The organism is Neglectibacter caecimuris, assembly GCF_034335015.1.
GTDB lineage: Bacteria > Bacillota > Clostridia > Oscillospirales > Acutalibacteraceae > Acutalibacter > Acutalibacter caecimuris_A.
Window position 1 is genome coordinate 512,445 of sequence record NZ_JAWXXK010000004.1, and the last position, 18,560, is coordinate 531,004.

Annotated in this window: 19 protein-coding genes; 8 read left to right on the plus strand and 11 right to left on the minus strand. The window is 53.0% G+C overall.

The genetic code is table 11. The annotated features are described in order from the left end of the window. Positions 1-41: 41 nt before the first annotated feature. The 5 genes from rlmD (at position 42) to U8T64_RS08770 (ending at position 4,762) form a co-directional block, all read left to right on the plus strand. The gene (rlmD, locus tag U8T64_RS08750) at positions 42-1,418 is read left to right on the plus strand and encodes a 23S rRNA (uracil(1939)-C(5))-methyltransferase RlmD (RefSeq protein ID WP_322182901.1); all 1,377 of its coding nucleotides are present in this window, start codon (positions 42-44) and stop codon (positions 1,416-1,418) included. Between the two features lie 45 nt (positions 1,419-1,463). After that, positions 1,464-2,141 carry a YdcF family protein gene (locus tag U8T64_RS08755; RefSeq protein ID WP_322182902.1) on the plus strand — a complete coding sequence of 226 codons (678 nt, stop codon included), beginning with the start codon at positions 1,464-1,466 and terminating at the stop codon, positions 2,139-2,141. Positions 2,142-2,162: 21 nt separating this feature from the next. After that, on the plus strand, positions 2,163-2,888 hold the full coding sequence (locus U8T64_RS08760) for a glycerophosphodiester phosphodiesterase (RefSeq protein WP_322182903.1): 726 nt from the start codon (positions 2,163-2,165) through the stop codon (positions 2,886-2,888). Between the two features lie 23 nt (positions 2,889-2,911). After that, positions 2,912-3,265, plus strand: coding sequence for an MmcQ/YjbR family DNA-binding protein (locus tag U8T64_RS08765; protein WP_367575411.1), 354 nt, complete (start codon positions 2,912-2,914; stop codon positions 3,263-3,265). A gap of 660 nt (positions 3,266-3,925) precedes the next feature. Further along, positions 3,926-4,762 carry a deoxyribonuclease IV gene (locus U8T64_RS08770; protein WP_322182904.1) on the plus strand — a complete coding sequence of 279 codons (837 nt, stop codon included), beginning with the start codon at positions 3,926-3,928 and terminating at the stop codon, positions 4,760-4,762. 73 nt (positions 4,763-4,835) lie between these two features. Here U8T64_RS08770 and U8T64_RS08775 read toward each other — a convergent pair whose 3' ends face one another. The 8 genes from U8T64_RS08775 to pduL all read right to left on the minus strand — a co-directional run bounded on the left by U8T64_RS08775 (position 4,836) and on the right by pduL (position 12,972). Continuing rightward, entirely contained in the window at positions 4,836-5,027 is a 192-nt protein-coding gene (locus U8T64_RS08775; RefSeq protein WP_322182905.1) for an alpha/beta-type small acid-soluble spore protein, read from the minus strand. Between the two features lie 165 nt (positions 5,028-5,192). Beyond that, on the minus strand, positions 5,193-6,338 hold the full coding sequence (dnaJ, locus tag U8T64_RS08780; protein WP_322182906.1) for a molecular chaperone DnaJ: 1,146 nt from the start codon (positions 6,336-6,338) through the stop codon (positions 5,193-5,195). A 126-nt stretch (positions 6,339-6,464) separates the two neighbouring features. Then, the gene (gene dnaK / locus U8T64_RS08785; RefSeq protein WP_322182908.1) at positions 6,465-8,315 is read right to left on the minus strand and encodes a molecular chaperone DnaK; all 1,851 of its coding nucleotides are present in this window, start codon (positions 8,313-8,315) and stop codon (positions 6,465-6,467) included. 97 nt (positions 8,316-8,412) lie between these two features. Then, positions 8,413-8,964, minus strand: a complete 552-nt coding sequence (gene grpE / locus U8T64_RS08790) for a nucleotide exchange factor GrpE (protein ID WP_322182910.1) — start codon at positions 8,962-8,964, stop codon at positions 8,413-8,415. Between the two features lie 50 nt (positions 8,965-9,014). Continuing rightward, a complete protein-coding gene (gene hrcA / locus U8T64_RS08795) occupies positions 9,015-10,031 on the minus strand; it encodes a heat-inducible transcriptional repressor HrcA (protein WP_322182912.1) in 1,017 nt (338 codons plus the stop codon). A 540-nt stretch (positions 10,032-10,571) separates the two neighbouring features. Then, the gene (locus tag U8T64_RS08800) at positions 10,572-11,465 is read right to left on the minus strand and encodes an AraC family transcriptional regulator (protein ID WP_322182914.1); all 894 of its coding nucleotides are present in this window, start codon (positions 11,463-11,465) and stop codon (positions 10,572-10,574) included. 344 nt (positions 11,466-11,809) lie between these two features. Continuing rightward, the gene (locus U8T64_RS08805; RefSeq protein WP_322182915.1) at positions 11,810-12,241 is read right to left on the minus strand and encodes a hypothetical protein; all 432 of its coding nucleotides are present in this window, start codon (positions 12,239-12,241) and stop codon (positions 11,810-11,812) included. A 164-nt stretch (positions 12,242-12,405) separates the two neighbouring features. Continuing rightward, complete coding sequence (gene pduL, locus U8T64_RS08810; RefSeq protein ID WP_322182917.1) at positions 12,406-12,972, minus strand: phosphate propanoyltransferase; 567 nt, start codon at positions 12,970-12,972, stop codon at positions 12,406-12,408. 139 nt (positions 12,973-13,111) lie between these two features. Here pduL and U8T64_RS08815 point away from each other — a divergent pair, with 139 nt between their 5' ends. Further along, complete coding sequence (locus U8T64_RS08815) at positions 13,112-13,687, plus strand: uracil-DNA glycosylase (protein ID WP_322182918.1); 576 nt, start codon at positions 13,112-13,114, stop codon at positions 13,685-13,687. 404 nt (positions 13,688-14,091) lie between these two features. Here U8T64_RS08815 and U8T64_RS08820 read toward each other — a convergent pair whose 3' ends face one another. After that, entirely contained in the window at positions 14,092-15,294 is a 1,203-nt protein-coding gene (locus U8T64_RS08820) for a lysylphosphatidylglycerol synthase transmembrane domain-containing protein (RefSeq protein WP_322182919.1), read from the minus strand. A gap of 91 nt (positions 15,295-15,385) precedes the next feature. Between U8T64_RS08820 and U8T64_RS08825 the strand changes: the two genes are divergently transcribed. After that, positions 15,386-15,880 (plus strand): GNAT family N-acetyltransferase, encoded by a 495-nt coding sequence (locus U8T64_RS08825; RefSeq protein WP_322182921.1) that lies wholly within the window; start codon positions 15,386-15,388, stop codon positions 15,878-15,880. Here U8T64_RS08825 and U8T64_RS08830 read toward each other — a convergent pair. Then, positions 15,877-16,395 (minus strand): spore maturation protein, encoded by a 519-nt coding sequence (locus tag U8T64_RS08830; RefSeq protein ID WP_322182923.1) that lies wholly within the window; start codon positions 16,393-16,395, stop codon positions 15,877-15,879. The genes U8T64_RS08825 and U8T64_RS08830 overlap by 4 nt on opposite strands. A gap of 77 nt (positions 16,396-16,472) precedes the next feature. Then, entirely contained in the window at positions 16,473-17,057 is a 585-nt protein-coding gene (locus U8T64_RS08835; protein ID WP_322182925.1) for a nucleoside recognition domain-containing protein, read from the minus strand. Positions 17,058-17,153: 96 nt separating this feature from the next. Here U8T64_RS08835 and U8T64_RS08840 point away from each other — a divergent pair, with 96 nt between their 5' ends. Then, complete coding sequence (locus U8T64_RS08840) at positions 17,154-18,533, plus strand: Sapep family Mn(2+)-dependent dipeptidase (protein ID WP_322182927.1); 1,380 nt, start codon at positions 17,154-17,156, stop codon at positions 18,531-18,533. Positions 18,534-18,560: the final 27 nt, after the last annotated feature.

Below are 18,560 nucleotides of genomic sequence, written 5' to 3' on the forward strand. Positions count from 1 at the left end.
CCGAATATTTTGATTATATTATGGCAGAAAGCGAGCCAACCGTGGAACAAAAAATTCTAACTCTGAAAAAAAATGATACTGTTACGCTCTCCATCACCGGAATGACAGCGGAGGGCATGGGAGTAGGCCGCCATGAGGGAATGGCGGTCTTTGTTCCTTTGTCGGCACCCGGAGACAAGATCCGGGCAAAGATCGTAAAGGCGGCGAAAAGCTACGCTTACGGCAAGCTTCTGGAGCTGCTCTCCCCTTCTCCTGACCGAATCGAGCCGGACTGTCCCGTTTTTTCCCAGTGCGGCGGCTGCTGTTACCGGCATATCAGCTATGAAGCGGAAAAGCGGATCAAATGGGAGCGGGTACAGGACGCGCTTTCCCGGATCGGCGGACTGGAGAAGCTGCCGCTGCGTCCGATCCTTGGCGCGGAAGGCCGGGATCATTACCGCAACAAGGCCCTGCTGCCTTTGGGTACTGATCGGGACGGCGCCCTGACCATGGGCTTTTACGCGGTGAACTCCCACCGCGTGATCGATTGCGCGTCCTGCCGCTTGCAGCCGGAGGAAATGAACGCTGCCATGGCCGCTTTTCGGAACTGGGAAAAACAATACGGCGACCCGATCTATCGGGAAGAAGCCCATACCGGGAGAATGCGCCGCCTGTACCTTCGCAAGGGAGAAAAGACCGGCCAGCTGATGGCCTGCGTGGTGGTAAACGGCAACGGACTTCACCATGAGCAGGAGCTTGTTTCCATGTTGAGAGAGGCCGTGCCGGGGCTTTGCAGTGTGGTGATCAATTCCAACAGGGAAAAAACCAATGTGGCCCTGGGAAAGAAATGCCGTACCGTTTGGGGAAGCGACACCGTTCAGGACGAGCTTTGCGGACTTCACTTCCGCCTCTCACCCCTCTCCTTCTACCAGGTCAACCGCACCCAGGCGGAGCGGCTTTATGAAAAGGCCGCCGAATACGCCGGGCTTACCGGAAAGGAAACCGTGCTGGATCTGTACTGCGGCGCGGGAACCATCGGGCTTTCCATGGCAAGAAAGGCAAAAAAGATCATCGGCGTGGAAATTATCCCGGAGGCCGTTGAAAACGCCCGGCAGAACGCGGCGGAGAATCACATTGAAAACGCGGAATTCCTCTGTGGAGACGCGTCGAAGGCCGCCGCGGAGCTGAAGCGCAGAGGCGAGCGCCCGGACGTGGTGATTTTAGACCCGCCCCGCAAGGGCTGTTCCCCAGAGCTGATCGATACTGTGACCCGCTTTACCCCCCGGCGGATCGTCTATGTTTCCTGCGATCCCGCCACCCTGGCAAGAGACCTGAAGCGCTTTGCGGAGCTGGGCTATCCGCCGCTGGAAGCCACCCCGGTGGATATGTTTCCGGCTACGGCTCATGTGGAGACGGTGGCGCTGCTTTCCCGCCAATAAAGCCGCTTCGAAAGCAAGCGGCGAAAAGAAAAGAAGGAATGAAGTATGCCGGATCTCGTTTCAGCAGAGCTGCTCAGTAAGAGCTGCGCAGAAAAGGAAGGCAGCCGTATCATCACAGATATTTCAAATTATATTTTTGTTTCTGATCAGCCGGAGAAGGCTGACGCGATCTTTTTGCCCGGAGGTTCCCACCCGGAGCAGCCTGAATATGCCGCTGAGCTTTATCACAAAGGATTCGCGAAATGGCTGATCCCTTCGGGCGGGATCAGTGTTAAGGCCGAAAAATGGCCCGGTGTTCGCTCCAAGGCGGACAGATACACCGGAGATTACCATTCGGACTGTGAATTTTTTACCGATGTGCTTACGAAAAACGGCGTGCCCGCCGATGTGATCATTGAAGAAAACAAATCGGGACATACCCGCGATAACGCTTTTCTGTCCCGTCAGGCCATAGAAGAAAAGGGCGTTAAAATAAAGTCTGCTTTGATCGTTTGCAAAGGGTTTCATGCCCGGCGATGCCTTATGCTGTACCAAATGGCTTTTCCTGACATCCTGATAAGGGTCTGCCCCGTTTCTGTCTACAATATCACGAAGGAAAACTGGTACAAAACAGAACAGGGGATCGACCGCGTACTCGGTGAGCTTGCCCGATGCGGGAATCAGTTCGTCAAGGATATCAAAGAATATTTGCTGCCTGAAAAAGAAGCGGAAAACACAATTTGAACCTTCAAAGGAGTCTTTTTCATGAACACCATTAAAATCGAAACCGGCAGTACCAAAATGATCGCCCACCGGGGCTTGAGCGGGCTGGAAACGGAAAACACCTGCGCGGCCTTTGTGGCGGCGGGAAACCGCTCTTATTTTGGCATCGAAACCGACATTCATCGAACGGGAGACGGAAATTTTATTCTTCTGCACGATGACAATACCGCCCGGGTGGGGTGCGACAATATTCAGGTGGAGGAAAGCAGCTACGCTTCCCTTCGCAGTCTGCGGCTTTGCGATAAGGAAGGCGGCAAGGGCCGGGCAGATTTACACCTTCCCTCTTTGGAGGAATATATCAGCATTTGCCGGAACTATGAAAAGGTCTGTGTTCTGGAGCTGAAATCCGATTTTACAGAGCCTGAGATCAAGACGATCCTCTCCCGAATCAAGGCCATGGGCTGGCTGGAGCACGTGATCTTTATCTCCTTCCTCTATGAAAACCTGTTGAAGGTTCGCGCTCTTCAGCCCTTACAGCCCTGCCAGTTTTTGACGGGGGAATTTTCCGACACGCTGCTGACGCGGCTTGAAAAGGATCGCTTCGATCTGGATATCTATTATCCCGTTCTCAGTGAGAAAGCAATAAAGGCCTGTCATCAGCGGGGAATCAAAGTAAACTGCTGGACGGTGGATCAAAAAGAGGAGGCCTTAAAGCTGATCTCCTGGGGTGTGGACTTTATTACCACCGACATTTTGGAAGGGAAATAAACCGTAAAAACGGAGGGATTTTCTTGAATGCGCTGACGAATCGGCAGGCGGTAATCAAATTCTGCCTGTCTTTGGGGGAAAACGTGTACGAGGACTATCCCTTTGACGATACCAACTGGACGGTCATGCGGCATCGGGGAAATAAGAAAGGCTTTGCCTTTTTATATGAATACCAGGGGCGCTTGCAGGTCAATGTAAAATGTGAACCGGCGGGGATTGACTTCTGGAGAGATCGCTTTGCAGGTGTGCTGCCAGGTTACCATATGAACAAGGCCCATTGGAACACGATCCTTTTGGACGGCTCCGTTCCGGACCCGGAGGTAATGACCATGATCTCCGACAGCTATTCTCTTACTTTGCCCAAGCGGAAGAAATAACGATATGCCAGTTGTTGGAGAAGAGGGCTTAGATGGAAGAGGTCAGGTACAATAAGCAATAAGCAATGGGCAATGAAGGGCAGGAACTGAGTGATAAATTATAGGTTAGCAAACTAGTCGTTAGCTGTCAGTTGTTAGTCGTTAGAAAAGGGCTCTCTTTTGTCATTACTGAGAAAAAGGAGCTTCGCTTCTTTACGAAGAATCTCGTCCTTAAAGCTCTTCAAAAAGTCCCGAAGAACGAGATTCTTCGTTTCGCTCAGAATGACAGACGGAAAGTGAGCAGGTAACCGCTAAATTGTAGTTTAGCGGACTAGTCGTTAGCTATTAGTTGTTAGTCGTTAGAGAAGAACAAGCTCTCTCCTTTGTCATTCTGAGGAACGAAGTGGCGAAGAATCTCGTCCTTAATTCCCTGAAAAAGGTCAAAGACGAGATCCTTCGCCAAGAAAGCAAGGTTCTCCTTGCTTTCTGCTCAGGATGACAGGTGGGAAGTAAGCGGATAACCGGTAAATTCCAATTTAACGGGCGTTGTTCGCAACATCTGTGTTGGTCACAGCGCATATGCCCTTGCTCTTCCTCATTGCTCATTGCTCATTACTAATTCCTCAAACGCCCCGCCGCTATTTACCGCCATTATTTCAAGAAAAAGGAGATCATACCGCTATGCTGAAAATCGGCTGTCATCTTTCCAGCTCCAAGGGGTTTCTTGCTATGGGAAAAACCGCCCTTTCCATTGGAGCGAACACCTTTCAGTTTTTCACCAGAAATCCCCGCGGGGGAAAAGCCAAGGAGCTTGATTTGGAGGACGTGGCCGCCTACTGCTCCTTTGCGAAGGAGCATGGCCTTTTCCCTATTTTGGCGCACGCGCCCTACACTTTAAACGCCTGCGCGGCAGACGAGGGGCTGCGGGAATTTGCCGAAAACACCATGGCGGACGACTTGGCTCGGCTGGAGCATTTGCCCGGCAGCATGTATAATTTTCACCCCGGAAGCCATGTACAGCAAGGGGCGGAGCGCGGCATCGAGCTGATCTCCTCCCTGCTCAATAAAATTTTGAAGGCAGAACAGACAACCACCGTGCTTTTGGAAACCATGGCCGGAAAGGGCAGCGAGGTGGGAAGGAGCTTTGAAGAGCTGCGGGCGATCCTGGACAGAACGGCCCTTTCCGATAAGCTGGGGATCTGCCTGGATACCTGCCATGTTTTTGACGGCGGATATGATATTGAAAACGATCTGGACGGTGTGCTGGAAGAATTTGACCGGGTGATCGGTCTTTCCCGGATGCGTGCCGTTCATCTGAACGACAGCAAGAATCCTTTGGGCAGCCACAAGGACCGGCATGAAAAGCTGGGCGAGGGCAAGATCAGCCTGAAGGCTTTGGAGGCTGTACTCAATCACCCCGCTTTGCGGGAACTGCCCTTTTATCTGGAAACGCCCAATGAGCTGGAGGGCTACGCAAAAGAAATTGCCATGATGAAAGCGGCTTATAAAGGAACATGAGCGCGAAAAAGCTTTTTTACAGAAAAGTGCCCTGCCGGAAATCCCGGCAGGGTACTTTTTGTTCGGGTGAAGCTTACTTCAGGCCCTTCTCGTAGCTCTCGATCATTTTCTTCACCATCTGGCCGCCGATGGAACCGGCCTGGCGAGAGGTCAGATCGCCGTTGTAGCCCTGCTTCAGGCTAACGCCTACTTCAGAAGCGGCCTCGTTCTTGAAACGCTCCATAGCTTCCTTGGCTTCGGGAACCATAACAGAATTGCTCTTCATCGTTCTCTCTCCTTCAAAAAAGTTTTTTCGTTTTTGCGTTTGCACTAAGTATTCTGACTCGAAGTCCGCCTCTTATGAATGACAATTTTTTCAAAAAAACGTAAAAAACTGGAAATGAGCGCATTTGAAAAAAGCGCACCCATTTCCAGCTTCAAGCTCTAACAACTATTCCCCGAACATTTCCTTGAATTTCGAGAAAAAGCTTTTCCGCTTCTGATAATTCTTATCGCCGGTATCAGCATCCAGCTGGCGAAGAAGTGTTTTTTGCTTTTCGTTCAGGTTTTTGGGGATCTCCACCGTGATCTGCACATACTGGTCGCCCCGCATACGGGAATGAAGGCTCTGGATCCCCTTGCCCTTCAAGCGGAATACATCGCCGGGCTGTGTGCCCTCGTGTACATGGTAGCTGACCTTCCCGTCCAGGGTTGGCACCTCCACATCGGCGCCCAAGGTCGCCTGGGTAAAGGTGATAGGCATTTCACACCACACATCGTTCCCTTTTCGTTCAAACACGGGATGAGGCCGCACGGAAACATACACATGAAGGTCTCCGGCAGGGCCGCCGTTGCTGCCGGCATTTCCTTTGCCGCTGACATTCAGGATCTGTTCATCATCGATGCCTGCGGGAACCGTGACCTCCAACGTCTTTTTACGGCGTACCTTGCCTTTGCCATCGCAGGTCTTACAGGGGGTATCGATCATTTTTCCCGAGCCATGGCAGCGGTCACAGGTTTGGGCGGACTGCACCACGCCGAAGGGCGTGCGCTGGCTGATACGCACCTGGCCTGTGCCGTTACAGTTGGGGCAGGTTTTGGGCGAGGTTCCCGCCGCCGCGCCGGTACCGTGACAGTCCTCACAGTTTTCGATTTGCTGATAGGTAATGGTTTTCGTACAGCCCTTTGCCGCTTCTTCAAAGGAAATAGCCACATTGGCCTGCACATCGCTTCCCCGGCGAGGAGCGTTGGGATTGGCCCGGCGGGAGCTTCCGCCGAAGCCGCCCCCAAAGAAGCTATCGAAAATATCCGTGAAATCAAAACCGCCCTGGAAGGGGCCCGCGCCTCCGGCTCCGCCGCCGAAATTGGGGTCTACGCCCGCATGGCCGAACTGGTCGTATCTGGCACGCTTGTCACTGTCGGACAGCACCTCATAGGCCTCGTTGACCTCCTTGAATTTGACCTCTGCCTCTTGATCCCCAGGGTTCAGATCCGGGTGATATTTTTTTGCGAGGGTTCGGTACGCTTTCTTGATCTGATCCTCCGAGGCGCCTTTCTGGACTCCCAACACCTCATAATAATCCCTTTTTTCCGCCAAGCTCTCTCATCTCTCTTCTCCGGCAAAGCCGTGCAAAATCGGGCTGATTCGCCCAAAACGCAGGGGCGCTTTAAGCCCCTGCGTCTGGATCTGGTTTTTCTTTTAGAGTATGCCTCAGAGGCCGTTTTAGTTTACGTCCTTATAATCGGCATCGTACACATTCCCATCGGGGCCGCTGCTGCCATCGGCTGAAGCGCCGCCGTCATAGGGAGGCTGAGGGCCGCCAGGGTTACCGCCGCCGGGATTTCCCTGCTGGTACAGCTTTTCACTGACGGAGTACACCACCTTCTGCAGCTCCTCCATGCCGGCCTTGATGGCGTCTACCGTGCCGTTCTGCATGGTTTCCCGAAGGGCTGCCACCTTGCTGCTGATTTCGGTTTTATCTGCCTCCTGAAGCTTATCGCCGCTGTCATTTACCAGCTTTTCGGCGGTATAGCAAAGGTTTTCGGCATTGTTCTTGGTGTCTACCTCTTCCCTGCGCTTCTTATCTTCTTCGGCAAACTGCTCCGCCGCCTTTACAGCCTTGTCGATATCCTCCTTGCTCATGTTGGAGCTGGAGGAAATGGTGATATGCTGCTCTTTGCCGGTGCCAAGATCCTTCGCGGATACATTTACAATGCCGTTAGCGTCAATATCAAAGGTGACCTCGATCTGCGGAATGCCCCGGGGCGCGGGCGCGATGCCGTCCAGCTTAAAGAGGCCCAGCTGCTTATTATCCCGGGCAAATTCCCGTTCGCCCTGAAGAACATTGACCTCTACCTGAGTCTGACCGTCCGCCGCGGTGGAGAAGATCTGACTTTTCTTGGTGGGAATGGTGGTATTGCGCTCAATGATCTTAGTCATAACGCCGCCCATGGTTTCCACACCCAGGGACAGGGGCGTCACGTCCAAAAGCAGCAGGCCCTGGACCTCGCCGCCCAGCACGCCGGCCTGAATGGCCGCGCCGATGGCAACGCATTCATCGGGGTTGATGCCTTTAAAGGGCTCCTTGCCGATGAAGTTCTTCACCGCGTCCTGTACCGCGGGAATACGGGAGGAACCGCCTACCAGAAGAACCTTGCTGATATCATTGATAGAAAGGCCGCTGTCCTGAAGAGCCTGCCGCACCGGACCCATGGTCTTTTCCACCAGGTCGGCGGTCAGCTCGTTGAACTTGGCTCTCGTCAGGGTCATATCCAAATGCTTCGGACCGGAGGCGTCGGCGGTGATAAAGGGAAGGTTGATGGCGGCGCTGGTCACACCGGAAAGCTCGATCTTGGCTTTTTCCGCCGCTTCCTTGATGCGCTGCATGGCCATTTTGTCAGCGGACAGATCCACTCCCTGCTCAGCCTTGAAGCCCTGTACGATCCAATCGATCACACGCTGGTCGAAATCATCGCCGCCCAGGCGGTTATTACCGGCGGTAGCAAGCACCTCCTGCACGCCGTCTCCCATTTCGATGATGGAAACATCGAAGGTACCGCCGCCCAAGTCGTATACCATGACCTTCTGGTCGTTGTCCTTATCCACGCCATAGGAAAGGGCCGCGGCGGTGGGCTCGTTGATGATGCGCTTTACGTCCAGGCCCGCGATCTTACCGGCGTCCTTGGTTGCCTGGCGCTGGGCATCAGTAAAATATGCGGGTACGGTGATGACCGCACTGCTGACGGCTTCTCCCAGATATGCCTCCGCATCGGCCTTCAGCTTTTGCAGGATCATTGCGGAAACCTCCTGCGGCGTGTAGCTCTTGTCGTCGATGGTCACCTTGTAATTGGAGCCCATCTCCCGCTTGATGGAGGAGATCGTGCGCTCGGGGTTTGTAACGGCCTGGCGCTTTGCCACCTGACCTACCATACGCTCGCCGGTTTTGGAAAAGGCCACTACGGAAGGAGTGGTACGGGCGCCTTCGGCGTTGGCGATCACCACGGGCTCACCGCCTTCGATCACTGCCACGCAGGAGTTTGTTGTACCCAGATCAATACCTATTGTTTTTGCCATGCTAGATTACCTACCTTTACAAAATTTTTTATTTGTTTCTTATAGAAAAAGTGTTTCAAAATCGTCAGTTGAAATTCTGAAAAGAAGCTCTCATCACCTAATTGGCCACCTGCACCATGGCGTGGCGCACCACCTTATCTCCCAGCAGATAGCCCTTCTGATAGACGGCGGCGATCACATTTTCACCCAAGCCTTCATTATCAATGTGGGCCACCGCGTTGTGAAGGTTTGGATCAAAGGCCTCCCCTACCGCGCCGGTGGCGGTAATACCCAGCTTTTCAAAAGCCGCGGCAATTTGAGCCTCGATCATTTCCACACCCTTGCGCATATCCTCTGCGGAAGCGTTTTCCTGGGCCAGAGCCCGCTCAATGTTATCCGCGATGGGCAAAATGCTCTGCACCGTATCGGACACGGCGTTGTTGTACACAGCATTTTTTTCATTTTGGCTGCGCTTTCGGAAATTATCGTACTCGGCAAGCACCCGCAGGTGCTGCTGCTTATGGGCTTCAAATTCCTCCTGCAGCTTTTGGAGCTTTTCCTGCTCCGCGGAAGGCTTTTTCTTCTTTTCCTTCTTTTCTTCCTTTGCGGAAACAGCTTTTTCCGGTTCCACTACAGCTTCCTGAACCTCCTGCTCCTTTTCCTTCTCCATCTGTATGCCATCTCCTTTTTATCGCCTGTCACTTTTCAAAAATATATATTTTATTCTTCCCGCGTCAGTACGGTAAGCATTTGGCCCACCTCTTTCGTGAGATATTGAAGGATCGCCGTCAATCTGGCGTAGTCCATGCGGGTGGGGCCAAGCAGTGCCAGGGCGCCAACGTCCTGCTCTTCCACAGCATAGCGGGAAATCAAAAAAGACGCGTTCTTCAACTCCGGCCTTTGACTCTCGCTGCCGATCAAAATGGAAACACGACCGGGCTTTTGGCGGAGCAGGGAAACCACATCTTCCTTTCTTTCCAGAAAATCCATGATCTGCCGGTGTTCCAATTCGGGATAAAGCAGCAGATCCATCTGCCCGCTGGTCAACACTTCCGTTTTCGCTGTGTCCCGTGCCGCTTCTAGAAGCGCTTGTAAAGCGGAGCCCGCCAGCACCATCATTTCTCCGAGTGAAGCGCCCATGGACTGTAAAAAAGCCGGTGTGATCTCCAGTACCTCCTTGCCGGTCACCTTTTCATTGAAGAGGCGGAAAAGCACCCGCAGGATCTCGCCCGACAAATCGAAATCGCAGTGGAACACTCTGGTTTTCATTGTTCCCGCAGAACTCATCAGCAAAAGCATGGCGGTACGGCGACTGGTTTGCACAAACTGTACTGCCTTCACCCGCGCCGTCATTCCGCTGGGAGTAGTGACCGCCGCCGCATACCGGGTCACGCTGGAAAGCAGCCTGCACACGGAAAGCAAAAGGCGTTCCGGCTCATAGGCGCTTCCCGCCAGCATGGAGGTAAACCAGCGCTCTTCTTCCTCCCGCAGAACAGGCACCCGCATCAGGTGGTCCACATATTCCCGATAGCCCCTTTGTGAAGGGATCCTGCCAGCCGAGGTATGAGGCTGTTCCAGAAGCCCCAGCTCAATGAGCTCCGCCATTTCATTTCGGACGGTGGCGGAGGAAACGCCGATCTCCTCCGCAATGGCTTTTGACCCCACAGGCTCGCCGCTTTTTACAAAGTCTCGCACTACGGAGGAAAGGATTTTTTCTTTCCGCGGAGTCATTTCCATACCGTGCCGCTCCTTTCCCGGAGTTCCTGTTAGCACTCTTGATGTTCGAGTGCTAACCATGACTATAATTTACCACTTTGGTCAGCAAAAGTCAAGAACGTAATTTGTAAATTAAATATGAATGGCGGTTTTTGCTGAAAACGGCAAAAGGAACCTGCCACGGAATTTGCGGCAGGTTCCTTTGAGCGTGTCGAAAAAGCTTTTCGCCACGCTCAAACTTCTTGAGGAAATCTTTGATTTCCTCAAGAAGTTCTGATTGAAATGCGAGAGAGGGTTCTCGCCTGTCGGCTTGGGTGCTGTGCCCCAGTGGGGCACGTCCAGCACCGACCGAGTTGACAAACGAGAACGGCGCTTGGCGGTCTCCACCGGAGACCAGCGCCCCTGATGGTCCCTAGAAGCTGCAAAGCAGCTTTTTCACACTCTTCCCCCTTCCGTTTCTTTCAGTTAGAGGGTTTATCGACAGCCTGAAAGGAGCCTGCCGCGGAATTTGCGGCAGACTCCTTTCCCAAACAAACTTTTCTCTTCGCTTGACAACAGCTTTCAAAGCTTTTCCACCGGCACCCAAATGGCTGCCCGATATCCGTCGCTGTCGGTTTTTCCCTCGTCGGAATACCACTCAATATTGGCGCCCATGGCGATGCGGTACTCCGTATTGCCGGGAAGCCATTCCTGAAACACCTTGGTATTGATGGCCTGAAGCGTACCGGGAAGCGGCCCACGGCAAGGGAAAACCGCCCAATCCATCGCGGGAAACTCAAACAGCTCCATTCCCTCCGGGATCGGCCCGCCCCGGTAGCTTCCCGCAATGAGATAGCGGAACATGCCGGGGGTGCGCTCCTCGTCCACGCACACGCCAAACTCGCCGATACCATGGGCCAAAAAGGCCTTTTCCTCCGGAGTTTGCGGTTCTTTTCCGGAAAAAATCGGCGTACAATATTGCCGGTCGAATTCCTCCCAAAATTCGGGGATCTCCCGGTAGCCGCTTTCAAAGGGAACATCTCTCCCGAAGCCGATCACCGTAAATTTTTCTTTGTGTTCCACCGTGTACTCCAAGCTTTCTCCTCCTTGTACAGAAATCATGACCTTCAACGGAAAAAAGGGCTTGAGCCTTTTGTGCTCTTTTTTGATCTGCGTGGGGGTGGCTCCGTGGAAACGCACAAAGGCCTTTGTAAAGCTTTCCGGCGTTTCAAAGCCGTACCGATAGGCAATATCGATGACCCTGCCCCGATCCAGCACCAGATCCAGCGCCGCCAGATACAGACGGCGGCAGCGTAGATACCTGGAAATGGAATACCCCGTCACGATCTCAAAGCCCTTTTGCAGATAAAAGGGAGACATGTACACATGGGCCGCCACCTCCTCCGCCGTGATCGGCTCGCGGATATGCTGTTCCATATAGTCGATGGCGGAGCGCAGGGTTTCCGTCCACTCCACAGGCTCACCTCCCATTTTTCTTTTCTGTCAAGTTATGGAAATTAAGTTTTCAGGGCATTCCCCTTCCTCTGTCATCCTGAGGAGCATAGCGACGAAGGATCTCGCTCTTAAAGCCCTTCGAAAAGACCCAAAGGACGAGATTCTTCACTTCGTTCAGAATGACAGAGAGGGAGCCCTTTCCTTTTCCAGCAACTAACATGATAAATTAAAGTCTAGCGGCTACCCTTGCCCTTCAATTCCTCGTTGCTCATTGCCCATTCCTAATCGCTCATTGCCTCTTCCCTATCAGGATAATCTCATAAAGAATTTTTGTCCTGTCTTTTTTCAGTATTTTTTGTCCGCCTCTATAAGCTTATCAGCCAATAAGCAAGAAAAGGACTGGCGTATATGGTGAGATAGATCAGCGTGATCCAGGGCTGATAATCGATGTAAAATTCCCGGAAGGACAAAGACCATGGGTGCTTGATCAGCACCCAGCCGATCACATCGAAGGCTGCCGTGAGGGTTCCCCAAATCAGCGAGGTAGCGACCACATTGGAAAAGGTGACGGTTTCCAGGCCTTGAAAATAGAGAAACGCGAACACCGGAAAAATCAGAAGATTATACAGGGGGTGCCAGGGCTTTGTCTTTTCGTACCCCTCGCCCATACCCGGGCCTTCTTTCATAGATTTCATATGCAGCACCGTGATGTTAAAAACTGTGTGCAGTATTCCGATCAGCGTTACGATCAGATAGGCTCCCCAATACCACAGCATAGAAAAACCAAAGTGTTCCATTTTGCGGTTCCTCCTCTTCTTTCAGAAATTCTTGTTAATCGAAGCTGCCGCTCATATAAAAACGCCGCCTGCCGAAGAGGAAATACACTTGGCAGACAGCGCTCCTTTACAAAATCAATATAATAATCCCACGCAGCGTTTTACGCCGCGGCCGGAAAAGCCGGTCACAGAAGGATCTCGCCGTCTACGGTTCCAGGCAGCGCGGCCGCATTGGATTCATCGGTGTCCACATGCATGGCTAACGCGTAGGCGGGGCTGACGCGGCATACCACATCGCCGTAAACCAGGCTGCGGCCGTTGTATTCCACCTTTACGGAAACGATCTGCTTATCGGTAACACCAGCTTCCTTTGCCTCTTCGGGATTAAAGTGGATATGACGCTTCGCCGCGATCACACCTTTTTCCAGAACCACTTCTCCGGCAGGCCCCTTCAGCGTGCAGCCGGGAGTTCCCTCCAGATCGCCGGATTCCCGGATCGGCGCGGTCACGCCCAGCTTGCGAGCATCAGTAAGGGAAATTTCCACCTGGGTCTCTTTCCGGGTGGGCCCCAGGATCGACATGGACATGGAGCCCTTGGGACCTACTACCTCCACCTTTTCCGCGCAGGCATACTGGCCGGGCTGAGAAAGATCCTTCTTATTGGTAAGAGCGGCGCCCTTGCCGAACAGGGTTTCCAAATCCTCATTGGAAACGTGGACATGATGAGCGGAAGTTTCTACCATAACCTTCATTGTGTATTCCTCCTTCAAAATTCTTCGGCTTTTGCATTTTTATTCTACTACCGAACGGGAAAAATTTCAACTGCCTTTCCTTGTGTTTCTCAAAGGAATTTGCTATACTGGATTTCAGAAGGCTATGGGAGGGAGCAAAATGATCGATAACTGGGAAGCGCTTCGGGAAAGCTGCCTGCAATGCCGCAAATGCGGGCTGTGCGAAACACGGCACAACGTAGTGTTCGGCGTGGGAAACCCAAAAGCCAAGGTGCTGTTTGTAGGCGAAGGGCCCGGAGAAAATGAAGATCTGCAGGGAGAGCCCTTTGTGGGCCGGGGCGGCCAGCTTTTGGATAAGTTTCTCACCGCCGTGGATCTGGACCGGAAAACCAATATCTACATTGCCAATATCGTGAAATGCCGTCCGCCGAAAAACCGGGATCCGCTGCCGGAGGAGCAGGACGCCTGCATTGGCTGGCTGCGGAATCAGTTTGCGCTGCTGCGCCCGAAGATCATTGTGTGTTTGGGGCGTGTTGCCGGCATGAAAATGATCAAGCCAGATCTGAAGATCACTAAGGAGCACGGCATTTTCTTCGAAAAGGGCGGCGTGCTGATGATGCCAACTCTGCACCCTGCCGCGCTGCTGCGCAATCCCGCCCAAAAGCCCGCCGCCTTTGAGGATTTTTTGAAGCTGAGAGAAAAGATCGACGAGCTGGGAGCGGATATCAGCCGTTGAAAAACAGCGCCAGGTAAAAGAAAGAGAAGCTGTTGTAAAACTTAGCGGTTTTGCAGCAGCTTCGGTTTTTTAGATACTAGATGCTGGATGCTGGATACTAGACGGTGGTGGCACTGCTTCGCAGCGCAATAAAAGCAAGGGCATATAATGAGCAATTAGCAAGGAAGGGCAGGGGTAGAGTGGTAAATTATAGTTTAGCGTCCTGATTCCGCTATCACTATTGTCATTCTGAGGAACGAAGTGACGAAGAATCTCGCCCTTGATTCCGGGAAAAGGGCGAAGGATGAGATTCTTCGCTTCGCTCAGAATGACAAGAGGATGGTGTGCAGATAACCGCTAAATTCCAATTTAGCAGACTGGGCTCCTGATCTTAAAATAATTGCTCATTATTCATTGCCAATTCCTCATTCTTCTGCCGCATTGCTCTGCTCCGCGGTTTCTCTTTTCTTTTTTCTGCCGTAAAAGAACTGGTCCGCCACTACCAGCAGCGCGCCGGCGATCACCACCAGGTAGTAGGTAAAAAACCGCCAGACCATGACGGCGGAATACAGGTCATCCTTGACAAAATAGTTTCGGAAAAAGGCGGAAAATCCAAGCTCCTGGGCGCCAGAGGCGCCGGGCATGGGCATAAAGGACACAGACACCTGCAAAAGGCTCTGTACGGCAAAAACCTCCCAATAGCTGATGGTGTGATAGCCAAAGGCGCGAAACACGAAATAGATCACGCTCATCTGCAAAATGAATTGCGGAATGGAAAGCAAAATTCCCCACAGGACACTGCGCTTATTTTTCCGAAAGGTTTCCCGGTAGCTGCCGAAATCCGCTTCAAATTTATCGATGGACTCCAGCAGGTGAAAATGCCCCTGCAAAAACCTGAGCTTTCTCACCAGCCATTTGGCAAAACGGCAGATACCGTGCAGCACTGGCCTGATAAAGAGACAGGGGAAAAAGATAATAGAGCCGCCGTTTATGGCCAGGCCCAGAATGATCAGCGGGATAATGCCGGGGTTTTCCAGGCTCAGCTTTCCATACATAAAGAAGAAGCTCAAAAGTGAGCAAAGGAAAAAAGCGCACTGAAAGCAGAAAAATTTTACGATCAATACAGCGGTGGAAACCCCCACGGGGATCTTATCCCGGCGGAGGTACGCGGCCTGCATGGGCTGGCCTCCGGTAGAACTGGGGGTGATATAGGAATAATAGATGCCAAGAAGGCCGATCTTCATGGCGCTTCCCATTTTCATCGGGATCTTCTGGCTGCGCATCAGAAGGCAAATGATCCCGCCTTCAAACAGGAAATAGACCACTGTGACCAGTACTGCCAGAGCAAGGAAACCGGGAGTCAGGTTCGCTATGGTGCGAAATACATTTCCGAATTCCCGGTTACAGATCCCAAACGCCACAAGGGCGATCATGGTGGCTAAAATATAAAGCATTCCCCAGGGAATTTTCCGTTTTTTCTTTTGCGGCTCCATTGCGGAAGAGGAGCCTTCCCCTATCGTTTCATATTCCGTCAAAGCGCATCGCTCCATCTGTATAATATCAAGCTGTTTCGCAGATTTTTCAAAAGCAGCGGCGGTTCTTGCCGTTATTGCGATTTTCTCTTCCAAAACAGCAATGGCTCTTGCCGTTGCTATTCTATCACGGTTTGTAGTATAATGCAAACCATGAAATCTTACGGTTTTATAAAGGAGGGCGCTTATGCCGATCGAAGCGATAGAACAACCGGAATTTATTGAGATTTCCCCTACCCTGCGGCTGAAAAGGTATGACGGCGTTTTCGACTTTGCCCTGCCCTGGTACCAGGACCCGGTGGTTCTTCGCATGTCCGAGGGCGAGGGTACCAAGCCCTATACTCTGGAAAATCTCAAGGTAATGTATGCTTATCTCGACGCTCATGGGGAGCTGTACTGGATCGAGGAGGATCAGGGAACCGGGTTTGTCCCTATCGGAGACGTGACCATATGGCAGGAGGATCTGCCCATCGCCCTGGGCTCTTCCGCCGTCAGAGGGCGGGGCATCGGAAAGTCGGTGCTTCAGGCACTGATCGCGCGGGCCAGATCACTTCATTGGGATCATCTCAGCGTACAGAATATCTACAGCTACAATACCGCCTCTCAAAGGCTGTTTCTCTCCTGCGGCTTTCGGGAAACGAAAAAGACAGAAACCGGTGCAAGCTACCGGTTGGAGCTTTAGCCAAGCAGCTTTACCGTGAGCACGGCAAACACCAGGGCGGCGCAATCCCCCAGCAGGGCGGCAGGAACGGTATACCGCAGCCTTTTATATCCGCAGGCCCCAAAATATACGGCAATGGCATAAAAGGTCGTCTCTGTGGAAGATGCCAGCACAGAGGCGATCTTTCCCGTTTCGCTCTCCGGGCCGAACTGCTGTAAAAGGGAAAGCGTATAGGCGGAGGAGCCGCTGCCGGAAACAGGCCGCAGCAGAGCAAGCGGTAAAATTTCCGGGGAAATGCCCACCGCTTCCGCCAAGGGCTCCGCCAGAGAACAGAGAAGCTCCAGCAGCCCGGAGGCCCGTACCATGGACACCGCCACGATCAGGCCGATCAAGGTGGGAAGGATACGCATAGAAGCACTGATCCCCTCCTTTGCCCCCTCTAAAAAGGTATCGAACACCTCTACGTTTTTCAAAAAGCCAAACAGCACGATCCCGCCGACGATCAGCGGCATTGCCGCCGCCCCGATCTGCCCCATGGTTTTTCCCGCCTTTCTTCTTTGTGAAACTTAAGGCAACACCGCAAAATTCAGGTCTATCACCTTAAGGCCGGTTTTCAGGAGCCCCTCAGGCTTCCCCGCTCCGCCAGCTTGCAGCACAGTACGCAGGTAACCAGCGCGGCAAAGGAGGTGATCCAGATCTCCGGCAAAACGGCAAAGGGCTCGGCGCTGCCGCAGGAGCTGCGCATGGCCGCCATGTTCACCGGCAAAAGCTGAATGGAAGCTGTGTTGAACACCACAAACAGGATCATTCCCTTGGTAGGGGCGGTTCCTTTGTTTTTCTTCGCCATGGCGCTGACCGCCGCCAAGCCAAGGGGCGTAGCGGCGTTTCCCAGGCCCAGAAAATTTGCTGAAAAATTCATGCACATCTTCCCTTTGATCTCCCGGTCCTCCCGGTATTCCGGAAAAAGCCTGTCGATCACCGGAGAAAAGGCGGAGGCCAAAAGCTCTGTCAGCCCGCTTTTTTCAGCGATCTTCAAAAAACCCAGCCAGGCGCACATGCTTCCCAAAAGAAATATGGAAAGCTCTACCGCGTCCTTTGCCCCGTTCATAATGGCGGTGGAAAGGTCGCCGATCCTGCCGGTGGCCAGCGCACAGACAACACTTGACAAAATCATACCGAACCAGATGGCGTTTAACATAAAAATCCCCGCTTTCCTCCCCTGCTTTTCCTTGACTTTGCAGGGGAAAAAGAATAGTATACTTTCAGAGTCTTTTTTGAAACGGAGGCGCAGCTTATGCTGTTTGGAGAAAAAATTCTGGACTATTGGGACGATATCTTGAAGGATCTGGGAACGCTGATCGCCGTTCCCTCTGTGGCGGGCAAGGCGGAAAACGGACACCCCTTCGGCGATGCCTGTGCGAAGGCCATCGACACGGTACTGGAAATGGCTAAGGGCTATGGCCTGAAAACGAAAAACGCGGACTACTATGCCGCCCATGCCGAATACGGCGAAGGAGAGGGAAACGCCGTTGTCATGGCACATGTGGACGTGGTACCCGCCGGAGAGGGCTGGGATACCGACCCCTTTACCCTGGTGATCGATGGATACCGTGCTTTCGGGCGAGGCGTATCCGACGATAAGGGCGCGGCCATTGTAGCCCTGCACTGCCTGCGGGCTTTAAAGGACGCAGGAGTCAAGGGAAACCGGAAGCTCCGGGTGATCTTCGGCTCCGGCGAGGAAGTGGGCATGGCCGATATCCCCCACTATTTTGAACAGGAGCAGCTGCCCGACATGGGCTTTACCCCCGATTCCGGTTATGGCATCTGCCACTGTGAAAAAGGCATTATCAACTTGAAAATTTCCAGCAAAAATGATTCCGATCTTATCAAAAGCTTTGCCTCCGGCACGGTGAGCAACGCCGTTCCCGCCAAGGCTGTCTGCGAAATTTTCTGCTCTCAGGAAGAATACGAAGCACTGCGGAAGGCGGCGGAGAATTCCCCTGCCGAATTCGTGATCACCCGCACCGGGGATGGGGCTTCCCTTTTGGCAAAGGGAAAGGCAGCTCACGCCGCGGGCCCCGAAAACGGCCGCAACGCCGCCTCCTATCTGGTAGAGCTTTTGGCGGAGGTATTCGGCGAAGACCGGTTGGGCTCCTTCTTCCGGTTTGTTCACGAAAAAATCGGACTTACCTATGACGGCAGCTTGCTGGGAGTGGCTATGAGCGATGAGCCCAGCGGCCCTTTGACCTTCAATCTGGGGCTTTTGCACGCGGATCCTCAGGAGTGCAGCCTGGTGGTGGATATTCGCTACCCTGCCACCAAGAAAGGTGACGCGGTTTCCGAGCCCATTCAAAAGGCGGCGGAAGCCTATGGACTTACCTACACCCTGCTTTCCGATGCCGCTCCCTTATATCTGCCAAAGGAAAGCCCGCTGGTCACCCTGCTTTCCGGCGCTTACAAGGATATTACCGGCGAGGAATGCAGCATCTATTCCATGGGCGGCGGCACCTATGCCCGGCAGATGCACGGGAAGGGCGTGGCCTTCGGCCCCGGATTTGCCAGCGAAGAGGACAGCCACGCTCACGATGTAAACGAGCGCATCGATTTGGAGCAGTTTAAGCTTCACGCTAAGATCTGCCTGGAAGCCATGTACCGCATGCTGACCGCAGAATGATCTCAATAAAGAAACAGGAGGGCAGTT

Bases quoted from the DNA above. Each gene is read 5' to 3' on its own strand.
- U8T64_RS08805 (WP_322182915.1), bottom strand. From the start codon at position 12,241: ATGGAACACTTTGGTTTTTCTATGCTGTGGTATTGGGGAGCCTATCTG.
- grpE (WP_322182910.1), bottom strand. From the start codon at position 8,964: ATGGAGAAGGAAAAGGAGCAGGAGGTTCAGGAAGCTGTAGTGGAACCG.
- dnaK (WP_322182908.1), bottom strand. From the start codon at position 8,315: ATGGCAAAAACAATAGGTATTGATCTGGGTACAACAAACTCCTGCGTG.
- U8T64_RS08815 (WP_322182918.1), top strand. From the start codon at position 13,112: ATGATCGATAACTGGGAAGCGCTTCGGGAAAGCTGCCTGCAATGCCGC.
- U8T64_RS08760 (WP_322182903.1), top strand. From the start codon at position 2,163: ATGAACACCATTAAAATCGAAACCGGCAGTACCAAAATGATCGCCCAC.
- pduL (WP_322182917.1), bottom strand. From the start codon at position 12,972: ATGAAGGTTATGGTAGAAACTTCCGCTCATCATGTCCACGTTTCCAAT.
- U8T64_RS08775 (WP_322182905.1), bottom strand. From the start codon at position 5,027: ATGAAGAGCAATTCTGTTATGGTTCCCGAAGCCAAGGAAGCTATGGAG.
- U8T64_RS08770 (WP_322182904.1), top strand. From the start codon at position 3,926: ATGCTGAAAATCGGCTGTCATCTTTCCAGCTCCAAGGGGTTTCTTGCT.
- U8T64_RS08825 (WP_322182921.1), top strand. From the start codon at position 15,386: ATGCCGATCGAAGCGATAGAACAACCGGAATTTATTGAGATTTCCCCT.
- hrcA (WP_322182912.1), bottom strand. From the start codon at position 10,031: ATGGAAATGACTCCGCGGAAAGAAAAAATCCTTTCCTCCGTAGTGCGA.
- U8T64_RS08840 (WP_322182927.1), top strand. From the start codon at position 17,154: ATGCTGTTTGGAGAAAAAATTCTGGACTATTGGGACGATATCTTGAAG.
- U8T64_RS08835 (WP_322182925.1), bottom strand. From the start codon at position 17,057: ATGTTAAACGCCATCTGGTTCGGTATGATTTTGTCAAGTGTTGTCTGT.
- U8T64_RS08830 (WP_322182923.1), bottom strand. From the start codon at position 16,395: ATGGGGCAGATCGGGGCGGCGGCAATGCCGCTGATCGTCGGCGGGATC.
- U8T64_RS08755 (WP_322182902.1), top strand. From the start codon at position 1,464: ATGCCGGATCTCGTTTCAGCAGAGCTGCTCAGTAAGAGCTGCGCAGAA.